Consider the following 20,140-nt stretch of genomic DNA (forward strand, 5'->3'; position numbering starts at 1 on the left):
CGCCTCAAGGAAGCCGCTGAAGCCCTTGCGCGCAAAACCGAGTCAACCTAATACCCTCTCGTCCTGCTCCACAGGTGGGGGAGTTTGCGCGACCACAGGTGGGGGAATTTGAAGTGACCGTCCGGGAGTTGGCTTCCTGGCTCAGTGCATCGCGATACTCGTTGAGCAGGCCCGTTGCTCCTCTACGGCGTCCGCAGGGGAGTCGATCAAGGTGCTTGGCGAGAGCCAGCTCTTCGGCAGCGGCTCGTTGTAGCGCGACTTCCTGGTTAAAGGCATGGGTCGTCACGCTGCCAACGTCGTCCTCTCAGTCATCGGCCACAATATCCGCTGCATCCCTCGCCTGGCTTAGAGAACTTCTGCGCCTGTTCCTGCGGCTGCTTTGGTACCCGCTCGCCGTACCAGCCCAGCTCAATCCGGCTTCTTAAGGACGATGATTCCATCGTTGATATCTGCAGCGATGCCCAATCATGTGCCTTATGCCGCCGCCTGTTTCCTGGCATCGCTAAGCCGGCTTAGAAGCGAACGTTTCCGTAGTCGGGCTCCTGACCGGCGTCGCCGCGGTAGGCAACAGGTAATCGTGGCGCTTTCAGACCTCCCAACAGGAGCAATCGTCATCGATTAAGCTCGTGTCAGTCCGCCCTATCATTCCTAGTCTTAAGTGCCTTCTGAAGCGCAGGGAAGTTCCGATGCGCCATCTTCGGCTGATGAACTGTTGAGTAAAGCCAAAGACCGTAGCGAATCTCTCCTGCGTGAAGCCTTCCCGCTTCCGCAGCCTTTCGAACGCCGGCTCGCCAAATTGCAAGTTATCAGCGAGCTTATGCGACCTGAGCGCTATTTCTTCTTTTGACGTAGAGGAGCAGGCTTGCGACCTTTGCGCAATGTCCTGTGGGGCGTTGCTCCTTTGGGTGGCTGGACGAAGAACTCAGATACATGGACACCAAGTGCTTTAGCAATTCGATCGAGAAGATCTATCGTTGGATTCGCATCTTGCCGCTCAACAGCCCCCATATGTGAACGGTCAATCTGCGCATCGTAGGCCAATTGCTCCTGCGGAATACCGAGATCCACGCGGATCCGCCGTACATTCCAGGCCACAAGCGCACGAGCTTCCATGCGCCAAAGCAGCCATTCGGCAGGCCATCAAACCACTGGCTATACCCGTTCTATTGCCACAAGTTCGTTCGAACGATAGCGAATTCGCCGCGTGAGCTTACATGAAGAAGTCCGCGTTAGATCCACATGTCGAGCACGTGGCGCCCAATGAGTTGGGTGCTGACGCCCTATGACGAACAGCGCCCGGTGACATATTGGTTACTCCCAGATGCTGAAGACCACCGGCGCTGACTTGGAAAAAGTTGCCGGCATCGTGTCACTTCTCGCCGGACCTGCAAGCGGTTTCCCTCTTGCGGCAGCGACATCGTGATGATCCTGAAAAGCGCCTGGAAGGAAGAGGGGATCCCCGGCGATGATCATCCGCGTCGACCAGCACAAAAAGGCCGTATCGCGCGATTGTGATCTTGACCTCTGGGCTAACTGCGCGGGATTACGCTGGCTTTCATGGGTGGTCGGCGCATCCGGGTATGAGGCTGTGGGCATTACACGTTCTCTGACCGCCGCGGAGCATGTCAGCACTTCTGGCGGGCAAAGACGCGGTCACCTCAAGCACCGCGGTGCGCGGGACCGAACAGAGATCTGGGGGACCTTGCAAACACTAGGGGTCCGATGGGGCTTTAGTTCTCACGCAATCCATCGCAAAATGAAGAGCAATCAATCGCATTATTCGATGGTGCCGCCGGACATAGTTGCCGACTCCAATGCACGGCTTACCTGCGATGTTTGTGCATCGATCCTACGGTGATTGTTCGAGTAAGGCTGCGTAGAAACGAAGGTGCCATCGTTGTATCGGCGGAGTTTGCGAATTTGGACGGTGCCACCAACGCGTATCAAATGAATCGAACAAGAGCTCGTCTTAGAAAACGGTACCATCGCGCGTTAGTAGATTGAAATTCTCAACTATTGCGTTCACGCGCTCTTCACAGCTACACGTTGTCTTGCCATGAGCTGCGTTCTCGTTCGTTGGCGGAGGGGGAACTGTTTTCCATGAGGCAATTTGTGATTGCTGCTGCGACGAGCCGTCAATGGGCGCGAGGCGCGTTATCGTTGTCTGGTGCGGGATGTGCGTGTCACAGACTGTTGCCGCGGCCGCTCGCGTTGCGATCCGAAAGAACTGCGCCGCTGCGCGCCCGACTCAGCGCCACGTTCGGAATCATTTTGGCGTCACTTGATGCCCGTAAGCTGGGCCGAGTCACGGCCCATTGGCGAACGCAATGCCCAGAGGCTTACGTTCCGAGATTGCTATCTTTGAAGCATCGTCCGGTCGCCGTTCTCGTTCCAGCACACTCTGGCCAAGCCTCTCCGCGAGCGGTTGTCGAATAGCGTAGTCAAGATCAACTTGTAGAAGGCGTTCCCACCCGCTTCGGAGGTCGCCGCATTTGGGAGTGTCATGTCTTCCGTTGTCCGCACCCTTCATCTTGGTCTCAACCTTCACGGCGCGGGCGGTCACTCGGCGGCCTGGCGTTGGCCGGGCACCAACCCCAGCGCTTTCTTCGACATCGAGCACTACGTTCGTGCTGCGAAGATTGCCGAGCGCGGCCTATTTGATGCAGTGTTTCTGGCGGATACCCCCGCCATCTCCTATGACATCACTCGCCAGCCGCCCCTCAACGGGCTTGAGCCGACGCTCGTCCTTTCCGTGATCGCGCGCGAGACAACGCGCATCGGGTTGATCGCAACGGCCTCGACGACCTACAATGAGCCATACAATCTGGCACGACGTGTCCTTTCGCTCGATGTCATCAGTGGCGGCCGAGCTGCCTGGAATGCCGTTACGACCTCCAGCCCTGCGACGGTCGCAAACTTTGGCGGCCGGCAGATCGGACGCGACGAGCGCTACAAGCGGGCCGAGGAGTTCGTTGAAACTGTCCGCTCTCTCTGGCTGAGCTGGGGCGATGAGACCATCGTCGCTGATCAGGCGTCTGGAGTTTACGCCAATACCAATCATTTCCGGCTGCTCGATCCCAACACGAACACATTCGCAATCCGTGGCCCGCTCACCCATCCCGGCTCGCGCCAGGGCTATCCCATCATCGTCCAGGCTGGAGGCTCGGATCCTGGTGTGCGCCTTGCGGCGCGTAGCGCCGATGTCGTTTTTACCGCAGCCGGGGACTTGAATACGGCAATCGGGGAATCCGAGTGCCTGCGCGCGCTCTCGCGTCAATTTGGCCGCCGTGCAATTCCACTCATCCTCCCCGGTCTCGTCACCTTCATCGGCGGCACGGAACAGGAGGCGCAGCGGCGAAAAAAGGAAATGGACGGGCTGCTTGATCTGAGGCGCGCGATGGACTCTCTCGCACGGAGCATGGACCTGCCGGTCGAAGAACTCAGCCTTGACCGGCCCATTCCCGAGGAGCTCTTGCCGGATCCGCACAACGTTGCGTTCTCGGTCGGTCATCACCGTACGTTCGAAGCATTGGCGCGGGAGGGCTGCACGGTTCGCGAGATCATCGGCAGCGTTCAAGCCTTCGGCCATCGCCTGCTCGTCGGTGCACCCGAGCAGATCGCCGATTCGATCGAATCATGGTTTCGCACTGGCGCGGTCGATGGCTTCAACATCATTCCAGACGTGCTGGAAGACGGGGCGGCGGCGTTTGTCGATCATGTCGTGCCGATCCTACAGAGCCGCGGTCTTTTTCGCACGGAATACCAGGGGGAGACACTGCGCGAGCACCTGGGAATTCCTCCCCCCGACGTTGCTGCCGAGACGTTGGCGAGGCCGTCGTCCCTGTGACGCAGTGTTTATCCACATTGATTGGAGTTTGGAGATGTCTGTTATCGAACGCGATACTCGAAGAAAGCAAAAGGCAACGGCTGTCCTGTTGGCGGTCTCAACGCTCCTGCAGATCTCGATCATGGCGAACTGCTTTGCCCAAGACGCGTTAACCGGCGGGCCGAAGCGCGGAGGCATTATTCGGTATGGGCATTTTCAAGAGCCGCCCTGCCTGTTCGGGGGATGGGTGCAGCAATGGTATCTTCAACGGCAGTATAGCGACAATCTTGTTGCTCGGAGGGAAGATGGAAAGATTGTGCCTTGGCTCGCTACGTCTTGGACAATCTCCGACGACAGGAAGGTGTACACCTTTGAGATCAAGCCAAACGTCAAGTTTACCGACGGCACGCCTCTCGATGCGCAAGCTGTTGCCGAGAACATCAACGGCTGGCTCGGCAATGATCCGGATCGTCGCAACCCGACTGCCGCTCCTTACCTCGAAGACAGCTTCGAATCGGCGACAGCAATTGCGCCGCTTACGCTGCAGATAACGCTGAAGACACCGTTTCAGCCGTTGCTCAGCGTTCTCGCGCAGTCCTCCCAAGGCATTTTGTCACCAACTGCGCTCAAGCGCGGACTTGCCGTCAACTGCAACAGCCCGGTTGGGTCAGGCCCGTTCATCGTGGAGAAATGGAATCACGGGCAGAACGTCGTGTTTCGCCGCAACCCGAATTACAATTCGGCGCCAAGTCACGCCAAGCACCAGGGGCCGGCTTACGTTGATGGTATCAACTGGAGGTTCCTTGCGGATCAGACCGTCCGCTATGGCTCACTTCTGACGGGCGAATCTGATGTCGTCTATGATATTCCGGCGGTTGCCTGGAAGGATGCCAACTCCCGCTTCGCCGTTTTGCGGCATATTACGGGTGGCACCCCTTTACGCCTGGCGTTGTATACGGCACGGCCTCCGTTTGACGATGTGCGCGTCCGCCAGGCTTTTGGATACGCTGCTGACCGAAGAGCCGCCGTCGAATTGTCCTTCCTCGGCGCTTTGCCATTCGAGGCTAATGGAGCGCTCAGCCAGAGCTCGCCGGAATATGTCAGTGGGCTCGGGCAGTCCTATGGGTATGACGTCGGAAAGGCCAATCAGCTCCTCGACCAAGCGGGTTGGACTGAACACAACAAGGACGGCATTCGTCTCAAGAATGGCAAGCCCCTCGTCGTGCGAATCTCCTATTCGAGCGCTTTTCTAAAGCCCGATGGCGAGCAAGCATTGCAGGTCATCCAGCAGCAGGCAAAGGCTTCCGGATTCGATGTGCGCCTTCAGCCGACCAACCAGGCGGATTTCTTTGCCGGGAAGAATCTCGGTCCAAACGACTACGAGGTTGTGCTCCTCTATTGGGTTGCACCCGGCGCAGAGATCTTCCGCATTTCATGGAAGCCTGATCAGAACGGCCAGCGGAACCGCTATAATCCATCGCGCTACCAGGATGAGGCACTGTGGAATGTCATTCAGACAGCGGAACAGGAGTTCAACGATGCCGGGCGGATTGCTCTTTATCAGCAGGCTGAGCGCAATATCGTGGAGAAAGCGGCCGTCCTAGGTTTCACGGTGCTCGATGTCACATTGGCGACCAGCCCAAAGCTGAAGGATCTCTGGCTAGACCGCGGGTCGGTCGGTGAACCCGTCTTTTATGACGCTCATTTCATCGACGTGAAGTGATGCGTATAAATAGCGCAGCTCATGTTCGGGTAGGCTCGTTTGCGGGCAGGTTTCTGTCCGCTGCGACTGTGGTGTGGCTTGCTGCGACTTTCACGTTCCTCGTTCAGTGCCTGATGCCCGGCGACCGCGCCCAGATCATCATCAACATCGCGAGTGGCAACGTTGGAGAGGCCCCTCCAGCAGAGCTCGCGGCGGTCAACGCAAAGTACGGCTTCGATCAGCCGCTCGTTCTGCAATACGCAAAATACCTATGGGGTGTCCTGCATGGGGACCTTGGCTTGTCATACCAGCAGCATCGGCCGGTCATTGACATCATCGCAGAACAGATTGGCCCAACCGTCATTCTGGCGAGTACGGCGCTGATTGCGGCATGGGTTATCGCGGTTCTGACGACCGTCCTCGTCGCCGGCAGAGACAACATGTGGTCGACCTTGCTAAGCGGAGTACAGGTGTTCTTGGCGACTGTGCCGCCCTACTGGCTGGCTACGATCCTCCTCGTTGTGTTTGCGGTGCAGCTTCGCATTTTCCCGGTCATCGGGGGGAATTCCCTGATCGGGCTCGTTCTTCCAACGATTGCGTTGGCTTTGGAATTATCGGGATTTTTGGGGCAAGTCGTGCGCAGCGAATTTACGCGTGTCCTCGAGCAGCCGTTTGTCATGTCGGCGCGTGCGCGAGGCATGGGTGAGCTCGGCGTCAGATTTCGCCATGTCCTGCGTCATGCGGCGTTGCCCGGCATCACTTTATCCGGTTGGGCGATCGGAAAGCTTCTTTCTGGTGCGATTCTGATTGAGGCGGTGTTTGCGCGTCAAGGCCTCGGCGGAGTTCTTGTCGCTGCCACGTCCTCTCGAGACGTTCCAGTCGTTTCGGGGGCTATTCTGATCTCCGCCGGCCTGTTCGCCGTCACCAGTATGCTCGTCGATCTCACCTACCGGATCGTGGATCCAAGGATCAAAATGACATGAGCAGGGTAGGTGACTGGAGCGTGTCTTCGCAGCCCGGAGAGGCATCGGGAGCGATCCGTCGTGCTCCTCTTCGGGTTTACGTCGCTCTGATCGTCATCAGTTTCTTTATCGTCGCGGCAATCGCGCCGAGTCTGCTGCAGACACACGGCCCGCTCGCAATCGATTTGACGGCACCATTGCAAGCTCCCTCGTTCGCGCACTGGTTCGGAACGGACCAATCCGGCCGGGATCTCTACTCCCGAATTGTCGAAGGAGCAGGCCAGTCTCTCACCATCGGGCTTGGCGCAACCTCGCTAAGCATCTGCGTTGCGCTCGTCTTCGGGGTTATTGCCGGCCTTGTGGGTGGCGCGCTCGACAATGTTCTCAGCCGGCTTTTGGACGTGCTGTTCGCACTTCCCACGCTGTTCCTCGCGCTTCTGTTCGTGAGCTTGTTCGGTCCGTCGGTGCTGACCCTCGTTATAGCGGTCGGAGTTGGCACAGCTCCGGGCTATGCTCGGATGATCAGAGGACAGGTTCTGTCTGTAAAAGGGGCGCCTTATGTGGAGGCTGCCAAGGCGCTCGGCCATCCTTATCTGCGCATCCTATGGCGGCATATCATTCCGAACGCGATGAGCCCGCTCACCGCGATGATGACGCTTGGCGTTGGCCAAGCCATCGTCTGGGCGGCGGGTGTTGCGTTTCTTGGCCTCGGCGTCGCTCCCCCGGCGCCTGAATGGGGCGCGCTGCTAAATGCTGGGCGTAACTATGTGATCTTCGCATGGTGGCTTGAAATCATGCCGGGCGTTGCCGTGGTGTCGTTTGCTCTCAGCCTGACGGTCGTCGGACGATATTTGCAGGATCGCCTGGAAGGAAAGATCTAAGTAATGCTCCACGTTCTTAATCGGCAAGTTCCCTTGCAGGCGAACCTTCTGACTGTCGATTCGCTCTGTGTCTCATTCGGGCGGGATATTCCTGAGGGAACAGCCGTGCGCGGCGTCTCCTTCTCTCTCCAGGCTGGGCGCTGCCTGGCCATTGTCGGCGGGTCCGGCTCCGGCAAGAGCGTGACGTCGCGCGCCATTGTCGGTCTTGCCGGCCGCCGGGCGCATGTCCATGCGCGTCAACTAACCTTCGCCGGCACCGATCTCACAACTCTCAATGACCGCAGCTGGCGGCGCGTCCGCGGCAAGGAGATCGGCTTCGTTCTGCAGGATGCACTCGTTGCGCTCGACCCGCTACGCCAGGTGGGCAAGGAGATTGGCGAAGCATTGCGTCTCCACGGGGCGGTTGCATCAAGCGAGGAGCTCGAGCGGCGCGTGGTCGCGCTCCTTGAGCTCGTCGGGGTGCCTGAAGCAGAGATTAAAGCGCGGCAACTGCCGCATCAACTATCCGGTGGCCAGCGCCAACGCGCGCTCATCGCTGCCGCCCTGGCGCTCGATCCACGGATCCTGATCGCCGACGAGCCGACCACGGCTCTCGACGTCACCGTGCAAGCGCAGGTGCTGGGACTTTTAGAAGAGACCAAGGTGCGGGGCAAGGCGCTTCTCTTGATCAGCCATGATCTGGCGGTGGTCTCCCGGATAGCCGACGAGGTGTTGGTCATGCATGAAGGCAAGGTCGTCGAGCGCGGATCGGCAGACCAGGTCTTCCAAGACCCACAGCACCCCTATACGCGCCAGCTTCTGGATGCGGTGCCCTCTGCGCGCCCGCGCGCCTCTCGCCACTCATTTTTGCCCGCTGCCCGGCCGAAGCTGCAATCCCGCTCTTGGGAGCAATTGCCATCGACATTCCCATCTGTCGTGCTCAGCGCGGCAAAGCTTGTGAAACGCTTCAAAGGACCAGATGGCGTGCTGCGCACGGCCGTCGATGGTGTTTCCTTTGAGCTGCGGTCCGGCGAGACTTTGGGCGTCGTCGGGGAGTCCGGATCTGGCAAGTCAACAATGGCACGAATGGCGCTGGCGCTTGACCTGCCAGACGAAGGGGCTGTTCTGTTTCAAGGTCGGGCCTGGACCACGCTGGCCGAACGCGACCGCAGGGCGCGGCGCCGGGCCATCTCGGTCATTTACCAGGATCCTCTCAGCTCCTTTGATCCGCGCTGGTCTGTGGGGCACATCATATCCGATAGCCTCGCAAGTGACGTGGAGAGCAAAGGCGAGCGCTATGACCGCGTTGTCCAGCTCCTTGATCTGGTCGGACTATCCCCAGCCCTGCTGGATCGCCGGCCGCTCGAACTCTCGGGCGGACAGCGCCAGCGCGTTGCGATCGCCCGTGCGATCGCTCCAAGGCCCGCTGTGATCGTCTGTGATGAACCGGTCTCGGCGCTCGATGTCTTGATTCAGGCGCAAGTGCTGGACCTGCTGACCGATCTCAAGGCGCATCTCAACATCAGCTACATCTTCATTTCGCATGATCTCGGTGTGGTGCGCCAGCTCAGCGACCGCGTCATGGTCATGCGCCAAGGGTGCGTCGTCGAGACCGGCACCAGGGACGAGATATTCCTCAATCCGCGCACCGACTATACCCAGCGCTTGCTCGCCGCAGTCCCGCGCCTTGAGCGCGGTGGGGCGGCCAATCGTTCATTCAGCCGCGTCTAAGAAGAAGACGTGATAGATGGGCTCATTTTCCATGCTCTGCCATCAACGACGTTTTCGACGATCGGCCAAGCCCTTTGCGACTGAAGGCTGTATAAGGCGCGTCGTTTTAGGCGGCACCGCCCAGACCATGCAGGCAAGCTTGTCGGCGAGTACGATCCGCAGCTCGTTGTGGTGCAATCGCCTCTTGGCGGCTTCGATCCAGGATTTGAACCCGTGACATTCCCGTGATACTGACCAGCACACCCATGTCGCTTGCATGAACAGAACTCGCCGCCAGCGATTGCCGCACCTCGAAGACTTGCCGACGATCGCGCGGTCTCCCGTGAAGATCTCTTTGGACACCAGTCCGAGCCTTCGCGCTATGGGCTCGTCTCTAGTGCCGACTGTAGGATTTGCGACTATGCTGTCGGGCCCAGCACACGTCCCCTTGAGCAAATAGCTTTACAAATCAAGCTTTCGCAGTTGGCACGAGCCTTGAAAAGGAGCTGTCATCAGCATCGCATGCTCGAGGAATTGCAGTGATGGCTCATAAGATGAAGGCCTCTCAGTTCACCTATGCGTTACGTGCGATTTCGTTTTCCAGAAAACCAGTGTCTGTCTCGATGCAAGCTCGTGCACGGTTTCGCCACCATGATCAACCAACCGCTATCGCGGTCCGCACCGGCACCGATGGCGCGATGCCGATGACCGACCATTCGGTGTGCCAGCCACCTGCTGCGTCTTCTTTGCGCTTAAGATGCGCCAAAAAGTCGATGCGATGGCGGAGGCACTGATCAAGCCGCTTGTCAGCGGGCGAGCAGTCGTCAGACCCTAAGCTCAACGGCACGTCTAAGCCGACGCGCGCCTGCTCTGTGAGGCGCAGCTGCCCAGGTGGGCCGCCCATCAGTAGGCCATCACGAATTCAGGGCGGGAAAGAGCATCCCTCTCGGCGGAACAAGCCGTCGTTTGCGGACGAGGCAGATTGAGCAGCAATCCATGAACAAAATGTTCGAAACACGACCGACATCGGCTTTGCGGCAGGGGGCGACGAAACGGGCGGCTGGCCAACAGCTCACCATCGAGCTCAGCGAAACTGTGAAGCTCGCGTGGCCGATGGTGTTGACCCAGCTTGCGCAGGTCGCGATGATGACGACAGATCTTGCTTTTATCGGGCGCCTCGGGCCTGAGGCACTCGCCGCGGCCGCCCTGGGCGTCACGCTCTATCTCGTCAGCTTCACCTTTGGCGCGGGCCTGCTGGCGCCGATCGCACCTTTGACGGCGCAGGCCTATGGGGCCGGGAATCTTGCTATGGTACAGCGCGCAGTGCGCACGGGGCTGTGGGCTGCGCTGATGCTATCGTTCCCGATCATCGCGTTTGCGTTTGGCGGAGAGCAAATATTGCTTGCTTTCGGTCAGGCGCCAGACGCGGCGCGGCTCGCCCAGCAATATCTGTTCGGACTGGCCTTGGGCGTGGTGCCGGCCCTATGGCTTCAGGTCATCCGTAATTTTATGAGTGCGGTCAACCGGCCGGAGCCGATTTTGTGGATCACACTGGCGGCGATCCCCCTCAATGCCCTGCTCGTGTATCTGCTGGTCTATGGCAAGTTCGGGCTGCCGAGGCTTGAGCTCTTCGGGGCGGCGCTTGCGAGCACGTTAGTCAACTGTGCGATGTTCCTGGCCGGTTTGTGGTTTGCCACGATGCGCCGTCCTTTCCGGGACTACTACGTGCTTGCAGATCTCTGGCAACTCGATTGGCCCTTCTTGCGACAGCTGATCGTGATCGGAACGCCAGTTTCAATCGCCTCCCTGATGCAGTACGGAGTTTTGTCGGCTGCCGCGCTCCTCGCCGGCCTAATCAGCACCAGTGCACTCGCTGCTCATCAGATCGCGCTTCAGATCACCGTGATCACGTCCATGATCGCTTTCGGCATCAGCATGGCCGCAGCCGTGCGCGTTGGCCACGCGCTCGGCCGCAACGACGGTCCCGGCATCCAGCGGGCGGGCCTTGTCGCGATACTGCTCGGTAGCCTCATCGCTGCCCTGCTGACACTTGCGGTGATCCTCGCGCGTCTTGAGATCGCCGAGCTGTTTCTGGACAAATCGGCCGGAGATGCCGACGCAACGATCGGATTGACCGCAGAGCTCCTTATCGTCGCAGCCAGCCTTCTTGTCCCTGATGCCGCGCAGAGCATTGCGGCGGGCGGTCTGCGCGGACTGAAGGACACCCGGGTGCCGCTTCTGTTCGTCGGCATCGCCTATTGGCTGATCGGCTTCTCACTTGGCTACGTGCTCGGTTTGAAGATCGGTCTTGGTGCGATTGGTATTTGGATTGGCTTGTCGATCGGGACAACCATCTACGCGGGGCTCCTCGTCTTGCGTTTCCAACTGCTGGCGAGCAGGCGTGCTTTCAAAGCCGCCACTTGATGGTAATCACGGCTATTGGCGAATGACATTCCTAGCAATGCGAGGCGACTTACAAAGATTCGCTCTGCCTTCTTACCGCGGCAAGCTGTTCCATTCGGAAGAAGATGCTAAACCGCGTGTCACCAGGAGTAGCGGGACTAAGGCACATCGAAACCAATGTGCCGACCGAACTTGCCCCCATCTGGACAACTCCATCCGGCGCGGCCGACGCCGTAAAGAAGCGGAAGCTTTCTCCGTGTTGGCAATTTCACGCGCCTTCATGTGGACCGCTAGTCCCAACTCCGCCTTCCCATAACCTCGCGCGACTTTGTCGGCGAACTTCCGGGACGAACTGCGTCCCTGGACAAAAAGCTGAGGAACGGCATGCGGGTGGCGATTTGTGACCCAATGGTTCGACATCTGGAGAATGCATGTACGTGCATTGAAGGAAACTAAACCTGGATCGTCATAGAGATCGACATCGCTTTCGGGCCCCTTCGGGTCAAGCCACAGCGAACAAGCGGGACTTGCCGTCCCAAGCGTTGCGAACCATGTCCCGTTTGTGACAGAGACGTGAGTGCTCTCAGTTACGAAAATTCTGGCGGCGTCTGCCGCGTCCGTTTCTGAACACGCATTCAACGTCAATTCAGGATAGATGAGGGCTGGCACAGACATTGCTATTGATAGTGCCTCGTAAAGGCTGACTGCCAGAGTAACGACTGCATGGAGATAACCCAAGTTGCGGCTTCTTCGGTCTACTGTCGACACACTGATAAAAATCCGGGGGGAAGTCGTGGGGAGATCACCTCCGTCTGCCACAAGTTGCTTAGGCTTATCGCGCGTGTCGGCTCTTGATGGCACAGTTCCATAAGGGCCGGTCAGGCAGTTTACATCCTGGTGAGTCAGGATGCCAGGCGCACAAAAGAGTCCCAAGAGCGCTATGAGGCGCAAACTTCGGCTACCCGAAACAGGCAAGGCCACGCAGAATATCGCTCCTAAAGGAGGCTGAGAAAGTGCGCTCATCATCGAGAATGGAAGATGTCGACAGTGACGCAGGCCATCGATACCAATAGCCAGGTCAGCGTGCATGAGGAGCTGGGAATCCGTCCACCGACGATAAGCCAATCCTCGGCAGATGGTGACTTTGTCCGCTACTGGAGCCGAAACAGTGATCGCGCGTCCGCGTTCGCCGCAGTGGGAAAGCGAACCGAGGAAGCGATCAAGAAAACTGGCATCGGCCTGCAGCTATCCTCCGAGAACTTCAACGGTCACGATCTATCTGGATTTCCGTTGCGGCGATGCATTCTCAATCGTGCGCAACTGCACGGAGCGAAGCTGGATGGAGCCGATCTGTCCGAGGCCAACCTTATCTGCCCAGGATTAGAGCGAGCAAGTTTCCGCGGAGCCAAGCTCGATTTTGCGTATATGCATGCCATCGCCGCTCAGGTCTGCAATTTCGATGATGCAAGTTTGCGTAATCTCATTGATGCAACAGGTAGCCTGTTCCACGGATGCAGCATGAGGAGAACGCGTTTCGACAATGCAGTCCTGAGTGGCGTTCTCTTCTATCAGTGTGACGCAAGCCAGGCTGTCTTTGATGGCGCCGAACTGCAAGGGTCGACGTTCAATGAATGCTACCTGCCTCGCTCGTCCTTCCATTTTGCGAAGTTAAACCAGGTCACAATGACCAAGGCGCATCTCTCCGGCAGCTCGCTTCGGCAGTCGAGGGGGGAGTGTCTATCGATCCTGCGCCCCACGTCGGTCGACGGTCTTGTTCTAGAGAACGCTCATCTTCCCCATTTCAGGCTTTCAAAGGCGAGCGGTCGCATCCTGGCCAAAGCGCTGAGCGCCCCCTTTTCGGATTTCAGCCTCTCAAGTCTTGCAAAGGCAGAGCTTGGGGAGGCAGACCTGTCTGAGGCGCGACTTCTGTCTGTGAATCTGGCCAGCGCCAACCTCGTCGGCGCGGTGTTGAACGGAGTATCTATTCGCTCTTGCCAGCTCGATGGGGCTGATCTATCTCGCGCATCAGGAGAAACCATTTCAATCACCGAAAGCACGATGCGTTACGCTCAATTGGGCAGCTTTCGTGCGCGCTGTGCGTTTATACGCGACTGCGATATCGATGACGCTGATTTTTCACAGGCGTATCTCTATCGATCAATGATTACCGGTGATCCTCCGCAATCTATGGCCTTGAATCGCGCCAACTTCGAAGGAGCCAATCTTGTTCAGTCATATATTGCGGCAGGAATGACCGGCAGCAACCTGGAAGCCGCCCGTACTGCATATGTTCGAATGAATCAGTCGTCTCTCCGCAAGGCAAACTTGAGTGGAGTTACGCCGTTCCAGGCAAGCTTCGTAAAGACTGATTTTTCGGATGCAGAGATAACGACTTTTGAACCGCCGTTCTTTGCCGACAGATGTCCGGGGCTCGAGGGCGCTTTGGAGGGCGTGGAAGATCGGAAATACAAGCCTTCAGAGTATCTGGCTGACTTCTCATCGCTAATGAGGCGCGGTCGAGAGGGATCGAGCTGATTTAAGCCAAAATGCGCATGGCGATCGAGACCAGATGTCATCGCAGAAGAAAATGGAGGAGCACAGTCCCCGCTGTGGCCGCGCTCCCAGGCGCTGTTGAGTGGCCGCGCGGAGACCAGTGCGAGGGTATCGCTCACCACGCTTCCTGTCTGATCGAGCAGCCAAGCTGCTGTGCAATCAACAAGACGGAGCAGGATATATGCATCTAGCGTCTCTTTCGGCTGGCAAGGCGTTCCTCGCTGACATGGCAAGACGAGGTCGAACGATCGGCACAGTACACACGCTAGGTGCGTTGCATCAGGGGCACGCGGAATTGATCAGAAGGGCCGCAGTCGAGAACGATGTGGCCATTGTCACAGTCTATCCGAACAAGATTCAGCTCAGCCCAGGTCCTGAATACGAGTTCAATTTACAAGATGACGTTGCGCTTGCGCTAGGAGCGGGCGCCTCTGCCGTCATTTCCACGACGGACGCGGAGATGTTCCCGCCAGGATATCGAACGTTTGTGTCTCAAGGGGATTATCCGCTGCGTGCGAATGGGCCTCATGGCCTCCTCATGGAAGGTATCACCGGATGCATCCGCTGGATTTGTTTCGCGCGGCCATCTCGTAGCTATTTCGGCTTGAAGGATATTGGACAGGCCCTTCTCGTGAAGCGAGCGGTGGCAGACCTGCTTCTTGATTGCGAGGTACGCTTTGTGCCGACAGTGCGATACAAGAACGGAGTGCCTATTTCGTCGCGTTTGCGACACTTCAATCGTTCCGAGCTGGACGAGCTTTCGTCCCTCTTCCTGGCGCTGGACCACTTGAGAAAAGAGGCGGCGCGGGGAGTGTCTTGCGCCCAAGACCTGATAGCATCGGCAAGACGACTGATCACATTCCGACGGTTTGAATTGGAATCCCTTCGCATTGTTGGCGCGGACAGCTTTGAAGATCAGAAGCAGATCGAGCTCCCCTTTATAATCAGTGGAGTCGCCCTTGGTCGTGGCCTCAGAGTGCCTGACAATATCTTTGTACCGGATCAGGAGACACTCTTGCACGGTCCTGCAGATATATGGATCGAGTTGCCCGAAAGGTGGGAGTCTGGCGGCCATGCGCAAGCGCGGGCTTGAAGAGACCAGCGGCAGTTCGTGCATTGGTCGCTCAACGGGCAGGCGGCTCGAATTTCATCTTCAACCTGCCGCTTGCCTCTAGCGAGTTGCTCTCGCTCCAGCCGAAGCTCCTCGCTTTACGCGACACCTCGGACTTAATTGCCAATTGGTCCTCGAAACGCTGACGAGTCTCCGGGGGAGAGGAGCAGCAAGTGATCTGCGAGCGAGCGATAGTCCCGCCATACATTGATCCCGTTGACCGCAGGTCCGGTTGGCGGACTACGCTGACGTCGATCGTGCTGTTCGCGCACGTCTCTTACGCGGCGACCTCATGACAGGCCAGGTCGTTGACCTATACAGATCGGGGAAATTGCAGCTTCGCGGACGCCCCCGGTGTAAGTTCCTCAAGTGAAATAGCTGGCCCGATTGTTTCCGCGTCGGTAGATCGACCTTTGCCGGGCTTGGGCTCCCATGCGGAATGACGGGATAAACGAGGCGGGATCCGGCGTGCTGCCGCCATTACCCGGAGGGGACGCCTACTGTTACGGAAGTTCAGTATATGCCGATCGAGCTGCGCGCCTGGCTGACGCTGTCACGTACACCTCCTCGTATTTGAAGATGCGCCAGAGCCGTTCGACAAATAGGTCGTGCCGCCATGCGTCCTTGCCATCCTGCTGATCACCATGCCCTTCTCGGCGAGCGCGCCGGTAAAATCTTGTCCAGTGAACTGATAGCCCTGGTCCGTATTGAAGATGTCCGGCTTGCCATGACGAGCAAAGGCATGCTCCAGCGTCAGGACTTTGAGGCTGCCTCCATGGTGTTCGACAGTCGCGGGCGGAACGCGAGTTTTTGCCGGTCCGCCACCGCGAGATAGACGAAGCCAATCGCCATCGTAGGTGATTCCATCGCTCAGATCTGGTTCGTCGCGTAATCTCGATGACGCGCAGCAGATATTGATGGATCTTGTGGCCGGGCTCGGGTCTGGTGGTGCGCGGACCGCGATAGAGCGCCTCTAACCCCATCCGCCGCATCAGCGTCTTCACGTGCCGGCGGCAGATCTTGCACCTCTCGTCGCCGGCCTCTCGGCATTCGCGAACCGGCGGAGGGAAACTCCAGATGCAGCCAGCCGAGACGCCGCATGAACGGCAGATCGGAGTGCGGCAGCGGTCGCGGCAGGGACCGGAGAACTCCAACTCGGCTAACCCGCCGATACATTGTTTCTGAGCCGCCGTTGATCCCTATGGTCGAATTGCTCGAGGTGCTCTCCAGCAGCGTTGAGCTTCATTCCAGCGAGTACTCGGGTGCCTAATTCGGCTCGGAAACATGCCGATGTCACGATGAGGGGCACCCATCCGAACACATTCGATGGGCTTGAACCGGTCGTAGCGTCAGGTTGTACAACACGACCTGGCATATCAGCGGAGTATAGGCAATGAAACAGCTCTCTCTCTGTGTACTATGTGTCCTTTGCGGACTACTTTGGCTGAATGAGATTGCGCGCGCGGATGCAACGCGGCGCTACGAGTGCACCATAGATGGCACCGATCGAGAGCCGACAGGCGATCGAAATGGGCGCACCATTGTAAGCTTTCAATACACCTGCCGCGTTACAGATGGTTTGTTGAAGGACGGGGGAATTACGGGACTGTCGGTCAGCGAGTGGGACAGTGAGAAAGGTAGGTACTTGGGTTCTATCGACGTTTACCGCGCGCTCGACGGAATTGCGGTTGGTCAACTCTTGGAGGCGACCGGTTCCTCTGTCACGGAGAACAACAGGGCTATTGGCATGGCAACTTCCGGTAAGATGGTATTTAAGTTCGCATCCGGATCGTTGGCGGCTCTCTCAGGAAGGACCTTAAATTTCACGATCAAACTCGTCAGTTCTCGTCAATTCGAGATGGAATTCGCAGATTGGCCTGAAGCTTGCCCACCGAAATGACTCGCGTCGCGACAAGGATCATCTCGTTTCCCAAGGTCTTGTCGAGCTATGGAGTCGGGATGTTTCCATTCCTGGCTCCGCGACCAAATAGGGTGGTGAGGGGGAGCTGGCACGTCGTGGCGCGCATTGGCAAACGTAAAAAGCATTCTGTGAGATACGATCGAGTCCGAAATAGAACGCCAATGGAAGTCGAGGCGAATTGGCGCGCCTTGGTGTGCGTTGCGTGCACGGGTCACTCCGCCGAGGCATTGTCGTCCGCGGCTGGCGGTGCGGGCCGTCTCGGCTCTTCCGAGAGAGCCTGTCGCCGCGCTCAACGTATCGGACATTTGTGCGAGCGATGCACGCCAAGTCGCGACTTAATTCAATCCTCTAGATTGGCAGCGATGATATCCAGCTACTGAAACAAGTCCCAGTTCACGCCGAAGCGGTCCCCTGAAATGGAAATCCCGCAAAACGAGTGATATAACCCGTTGTTAAACCGTAGCGGGAATTGATATTGTGGATGATATTGGGACCTGCGCCTGCTCCGTATGTGACAGGCGAATGAAACCGTTGCGCAATTTACTAAATTCAATGCGACGAAACAAATGTAGTGTACCGTGTAAATTGTATGCGCAAGTACAGGTAACGTGTGGTAGAATATGGCTGCGTAATCGCCCTGATTGATGAGACCGCGAGCTATCCGTTTCGTCCTCATAAGCTCGAATGTACCTGTTGCGCAGTGTGGGGAGTGCGTTTCCAAAAATATCTTTAAGGTTAGCTCCTGGACAGAGCGAACGTTTCTCATCGGTGAAAAGAATGCTGGTTCCGTTTCATGGACTGGACATCTGTTGACCGTATGATTGCGATGTAAGAGCGAGGTAATCGATCATGTTGCACGTCGACCCCGGCATCGCTGCCCGTCGACTCGTCCTCTGGTCAGGGCCGATGCAAGAGTGGGAGCTGTACGCGCCGGAGCAGGTCACACGATGGTCGTGGTCTGTCGCCCAAGATCCATCGCAACCTTTTGTGGCGACTGCTGCAGCACATTGCGAGCGAGTAGGGGTGCATCACCAGGCCGATTTGGGTGGCTTCTGTAGTCGGTCCCTCGACCGAGTGATCACGCAGCTTTGTTCGCGCATCACGATAGCGAGAGAATGAGCATGAGCAAGATGACAGATAACATTATCCCGCGAGCGGATATCGTCAAATCCACGGTCCGGCTCGGTGCGGAGATCAAGAACATCAGACTATCAGATGAACTATCAGACGAGATGGTCCGTGCTATTAGCAAGTTACTCCTTGAGCACAAGGTCATCTTCTTCCGTGATCAGGGACATCTCGAGGATTCCGAACAGCATCGCTTTGCCCTCAGGCTCGGTTCGCTGCTAACGCCTATGGATATGACGCCGGATCATCGCAGCGATCATGCGGACCAGGTGCGCACGGACGTCAGTTTCGGTGACGAATGTCCGAAGATTTCGGTGCTGCGCGGCGTCGTGATCCCGGCTGATGACCGTGACACAGTTTGGTCAAGCGCTGCGGCCGCGTATCTTGATCTTCCGGAGCCGCTGCGGATGCTGGCCGACAATCTCTGGGCAGTGCACTGCAGTACCTATGATTGCACCTTGACCGGGCACTCCGCCGAGATGGATGCAAAGCAATTTGGGGATGTCTTCACCGGAACCATCTGCGATGACGCGCGTCCGGTTGTTCGCGTCCATCCCGAGACGGGCGAGCGCTTGCTCGTGCTTGGAGAGTCCGTGAGGAACTTCGTCGGCCTGGAAAGATATGCGAGCCAGAAGCTGTTTGAGCGCCTTCATTCTTACCTCGCCTCGCCCGAGAATAGCGTAAGATGGAGCTGGAAACCAGGCGACGTTGTAATCTGGGATAACCGCGCGACCCAGCGCTGCGCCATCGGAAAATCCAGTGACCGAGAAGGAGGCGAGAGACGTAGCGCTATCGATGGCGATGTACCGCCCAGTATGGCTGGTCCTCGCAGCGTGGCGCGCTCCAAGCCAAAGCTGCAGACTGCCAAGGCTGCCTAGTGTGGCCACTGATGACTGGCGTCGGACTGGCTCAGCGCAACCTTGTGGCTGGGCGCAGCACGCTGCTTTCCTCCATCACGGCGTCGAACACCTTGAGCAGGTTCAACTCCAGTGTCTTCAAGGAAACGGGCGCGACGAGGATCCTGTTGCCAGCCAGCCGCGTGCGCACACGACGCGATGGAATCCAGTTAAAGCCAGGGGCGCTCTGGATGCAAACCGCGGGAATACCGAAACATCCTGCCGCCGCTGCCGCCAATCTGAAGGGGGTTCAGCACAGATCAGCGAAGCTTTCACTTCCGTTGCCGTCCGGTCCCGTCATTATCCCCGTCGCCGTGTCCGGAGGAGGCGCGCAATGATTCAGCGAGATGTCTCGTGGCGAAGCGCACACCCCTGCAACTACTCTAAGCTCCGGCTGGGCGCCATGGCGGAACGTGACGTTCTCCAGATGGATGTCGCCAACATCGGATGTCGTGGCATTAATGCCGCCGCTGCCTGCGGAAGCAAGGCCGAGTATCTCGAACAGGCGATCCGCTGCGATAGTGGCATCCTGAACCCGTTGGCGTGAATTAGGCTCGTAACCGGACCGGTGATATGGCCGAGCAACGCATAGCAGGAAAGTAACTCGCCGCGAAGAACCGGTTCGCATCCCGATGGCGACCGTGAAGAAGCGGCGCTAGACGACCAGGGTCTTATCTGCTCGCCGGCTTGCGAGCGGCCCACGCTCCACGCCCTCGGTCGCGAACATTCTCGTGAAGGGCCCGCCGATAGTCGTTTCTTTCAACTTCCGCGCGTGAAAGGTCAATCGTATTCTCTGCGCTATCCAGCCGGAGCGTGATCGCACCCACGGCGCTCCATGGTGCGCGCGTCCGCCACCTCGCGCGCCGGGGTTCACTAGACGATCGATTCCAAGAAGCCTGCGCTGGAACTGATTGAGTGTTGGCGGATTCCTCGGTTGCGGTTGGCGCAACGAGGAGCGGTTTCATGGCAGGATGGCGGCAAGCGGTCGAATTGGCGATGACCGACGATGAGATTGAAGCGCTGGCGGCTCTTTCGCGGTCGAGAACCGAACCATCGAGCCGGGTCTCG

The 20,140-nt window shown here is 58.1% G+C and carries 12 protein-coding genes and 3 pseudogenes; 10 read left to right on the forward strand and 5 right to left on the reverse strand.

Features of this window, described 5'->3' with window-relative positions; genetic code table 11:
* Nucleotides 1-831: 831 nt before the first annotated feature.
* Nucleotides 832-1,113, reverse strand: coding sequence for a helix-turn-helix domain-containing protein (locus tag P0R31_RS38810; protein ID WP_157287262.1), 282 nt, complete (start codon nt 1,111-1,113; stop codon nt 832-834).
* A 1,390-nt stretch (nt 1,114-2,503) separates the two neighbouring features.
* Here P0R31_RS38810 and P0R31_RS38815 point away from each other — a divergent pair.
* From P0R31_RS38815 to P0R31_RS38835, 5 genes are read left to right on the forward strand one after another with little or no spacing between them, the layout of a single operon-like run.
* A complete protein-coding gene (locus P0R31_RS38815; RefSeq protein ID WP_275520481.1) occupies nt 2,504-3,847 on the forward strand; it encodes an NtaA/DmoA family FMN-dependent monooxygenase in 1,344 nt (447 codons plus the stop codon).
* Between the two features lie 34 nt (nt 3,848-3,881).
* Nucleotides 3,882-5,549 carry an ABC transporter substrate-binding protein gene (locus tag P0R31_RS38820; RefSeq protein WP_275520484.1) on the forward strand — a complete coding sequence of 556 codons (1,668 nt, stop codon included), beginning with the start codon at nt 3,882-3,884 and terminating at the stop codon, nt 5,547-5,549.
* A complete protein-coding gene (locus tag P0R31_RS38825) occupies nt 5,549-6,511 on the forward strand; it encodes an ABC transporter permease (protein ID WP_275520486.1) in 963 nt (320 codons plus the stop codon). Before P0R31_RS38820 ends, P0R31_RS38825 begins: the two co-directional genes overlap by 1 nt.
* Nucleotides 6,508-7,371: an ABC transporter permease gene (locus P0R31_RS38830; protein ID WP_275520488.1), complete on the forward strand. Its 864-nt coding sequence runs from the start codon at nt 6,508-6,510 to the stop codon at nt 7,369-7,371. The genes P0R31_RS38825 and P0R31_RS38830 overlap by 4 nt, the downstream gene beginning before the upstream one ends.
* A gap of 3 nt (nt 7,372-7,374) precedes the next feature.
* Nucleotides 7,375-9,081 (forward strand): ABC transporter ATP-binding protein, encoded by a 1,707-nt coding sequence (locus tag P0R31_RS38835; RefSeq protein ID WP_275520490.1) that lies wholly within the window; start codon nt 7,375-7,377, stop codon nt 9,079-9,081.
* 42 nt (nt 9,082-9,123) lie between these two features.
* Here the strand turns inward: P0R31_RS38835 and P0R31_RS38840 are convergent.
* A pseudogene (locus tag P0R31_RS38840) lies at nt 9,124-9,432 on the reverse strand (hypothetical protein); the annotation flags it as partial.
* A gap of 624 nt (nt 9,433-10,056) precedes the next feature.
* Between P0R31_RS38840 and P0R31_RS38845 the strand changes: the two are divergent.
* From P0R31_RS38845 to P0R31_RS38855, 3 genes are all read left to right on the forward strand, one after another.
* The gene (locus P0R31_RS38845; protein WP_275520492.1) at nt 10,057-11,484 is read left to right on the forward strand and encodes an MATE family efflux transporter; all 1,428 of its coding nucleotides are present in this window, start codon (nt 10,057-10,059) and stop codon (nt 11,482-11,484) included.
* 1,017 nt (nt 11,485-12,501) lie between these two features.
* Nucleotides 12,502-13,998: a pentapeptide repeat-containing protein gene (locus tag P0R31_RS38850; protein WP_275520494.1), complete on the forward strand. Its 1,497-nt coding sequence runs from the start codon at nt 12,502-12,504 to the stop codon at nt 13,996-13,998.
* A 199-nt stretch (nt 13,999-14,197) separates the two neighbouring features.
* The gene (locus P0R31_RS38855; RefSeq protein ID WP_275520496.1) at nt 14,198-15,109 is read left to right on the forward strand and encodes a pantoate--beta-alanine ligase; all 912 of its coding nucleotides are present in this window, start codon (nt 14,198-14,200) and stop codon (nt 15,107-15,109) included.
* Between the two features lie 443 nt (nt 15,110-15,552).
* On the opposite strand, the pseudogene P0R31_RS41220 reads toward P0R31_RS38855, so the two are convergent.
* Nucleotides 15,553-16,294 (reverse strand): annotated as a pseudogene (locus P0R31_RS41220) (IS3 family transposase); the annotation flags it as partial.
* A gap of 226 nt (nt 16,295-16,520) precedes the next feature.
* Between P0R31_RS41220 and P0R31_RS38860 the strand changes: the two are divergent.
* Nucleotides 16,521-17,027 (forward strand): hypothetical protein, encoded by a 507-nt coding sequence (locus tag P0R31_RS38860; RefSeq protein WP_275520498.1) that lies wholly within the window; start codon nt 16,521-16,523, stop codon nt 17,025-17,027.
* Between the two features lie 1,136 nt (nt 17,028-18,163).
* On the forward strand, nt 18,164-19,054 hold the full coding sequence (locus tag P0R31_RS38865) for a TauD/TfdA dioxygenase family protein (protein WP_275520500.1): 891 nt from the start codon (nt 18,164-18,166) through the stop codon (nt 19,052-19,054).
* 31 nt (nt 19,055-19,085) lie between these two features.
* Here the strand turns inward: P0R31_RS38865 and P0R31_RS38870 are convergent, their stop codons facing one another.
* Nucleotides 19,086-19,223: a hypothetical protein gene (locus P0R31_RS38870; protein WP_275520502.1), complete on the reverse strand. Its 138-nt coding sequence runs from the start codon at nt 19,221-19,223 to the stop codon at nt 19,086-19,088.
* A 234-nt stretch (nt 19,224-19,457) separates the two neighbouring features.
* Nucleotides 19,458-19,696, reverse strand: a pseudogene (locus P0R31_RS38875) (peptidase C39); the annotation flags it as partial.
* Between the last annotated feature and the right edge of the window lie 444 nt (nt 19,697-20,140).

The organism is Bradyrhizobium yuanmingense, from assembly GCF_029167105.1.
GTDB lineage: Bacteria > Pseudomonadota > Alphaproteobacteria > Rhizobiales > Xanthobacteraceae > Bradyrhizobium > Bradyrhizobium yuanmingense_A.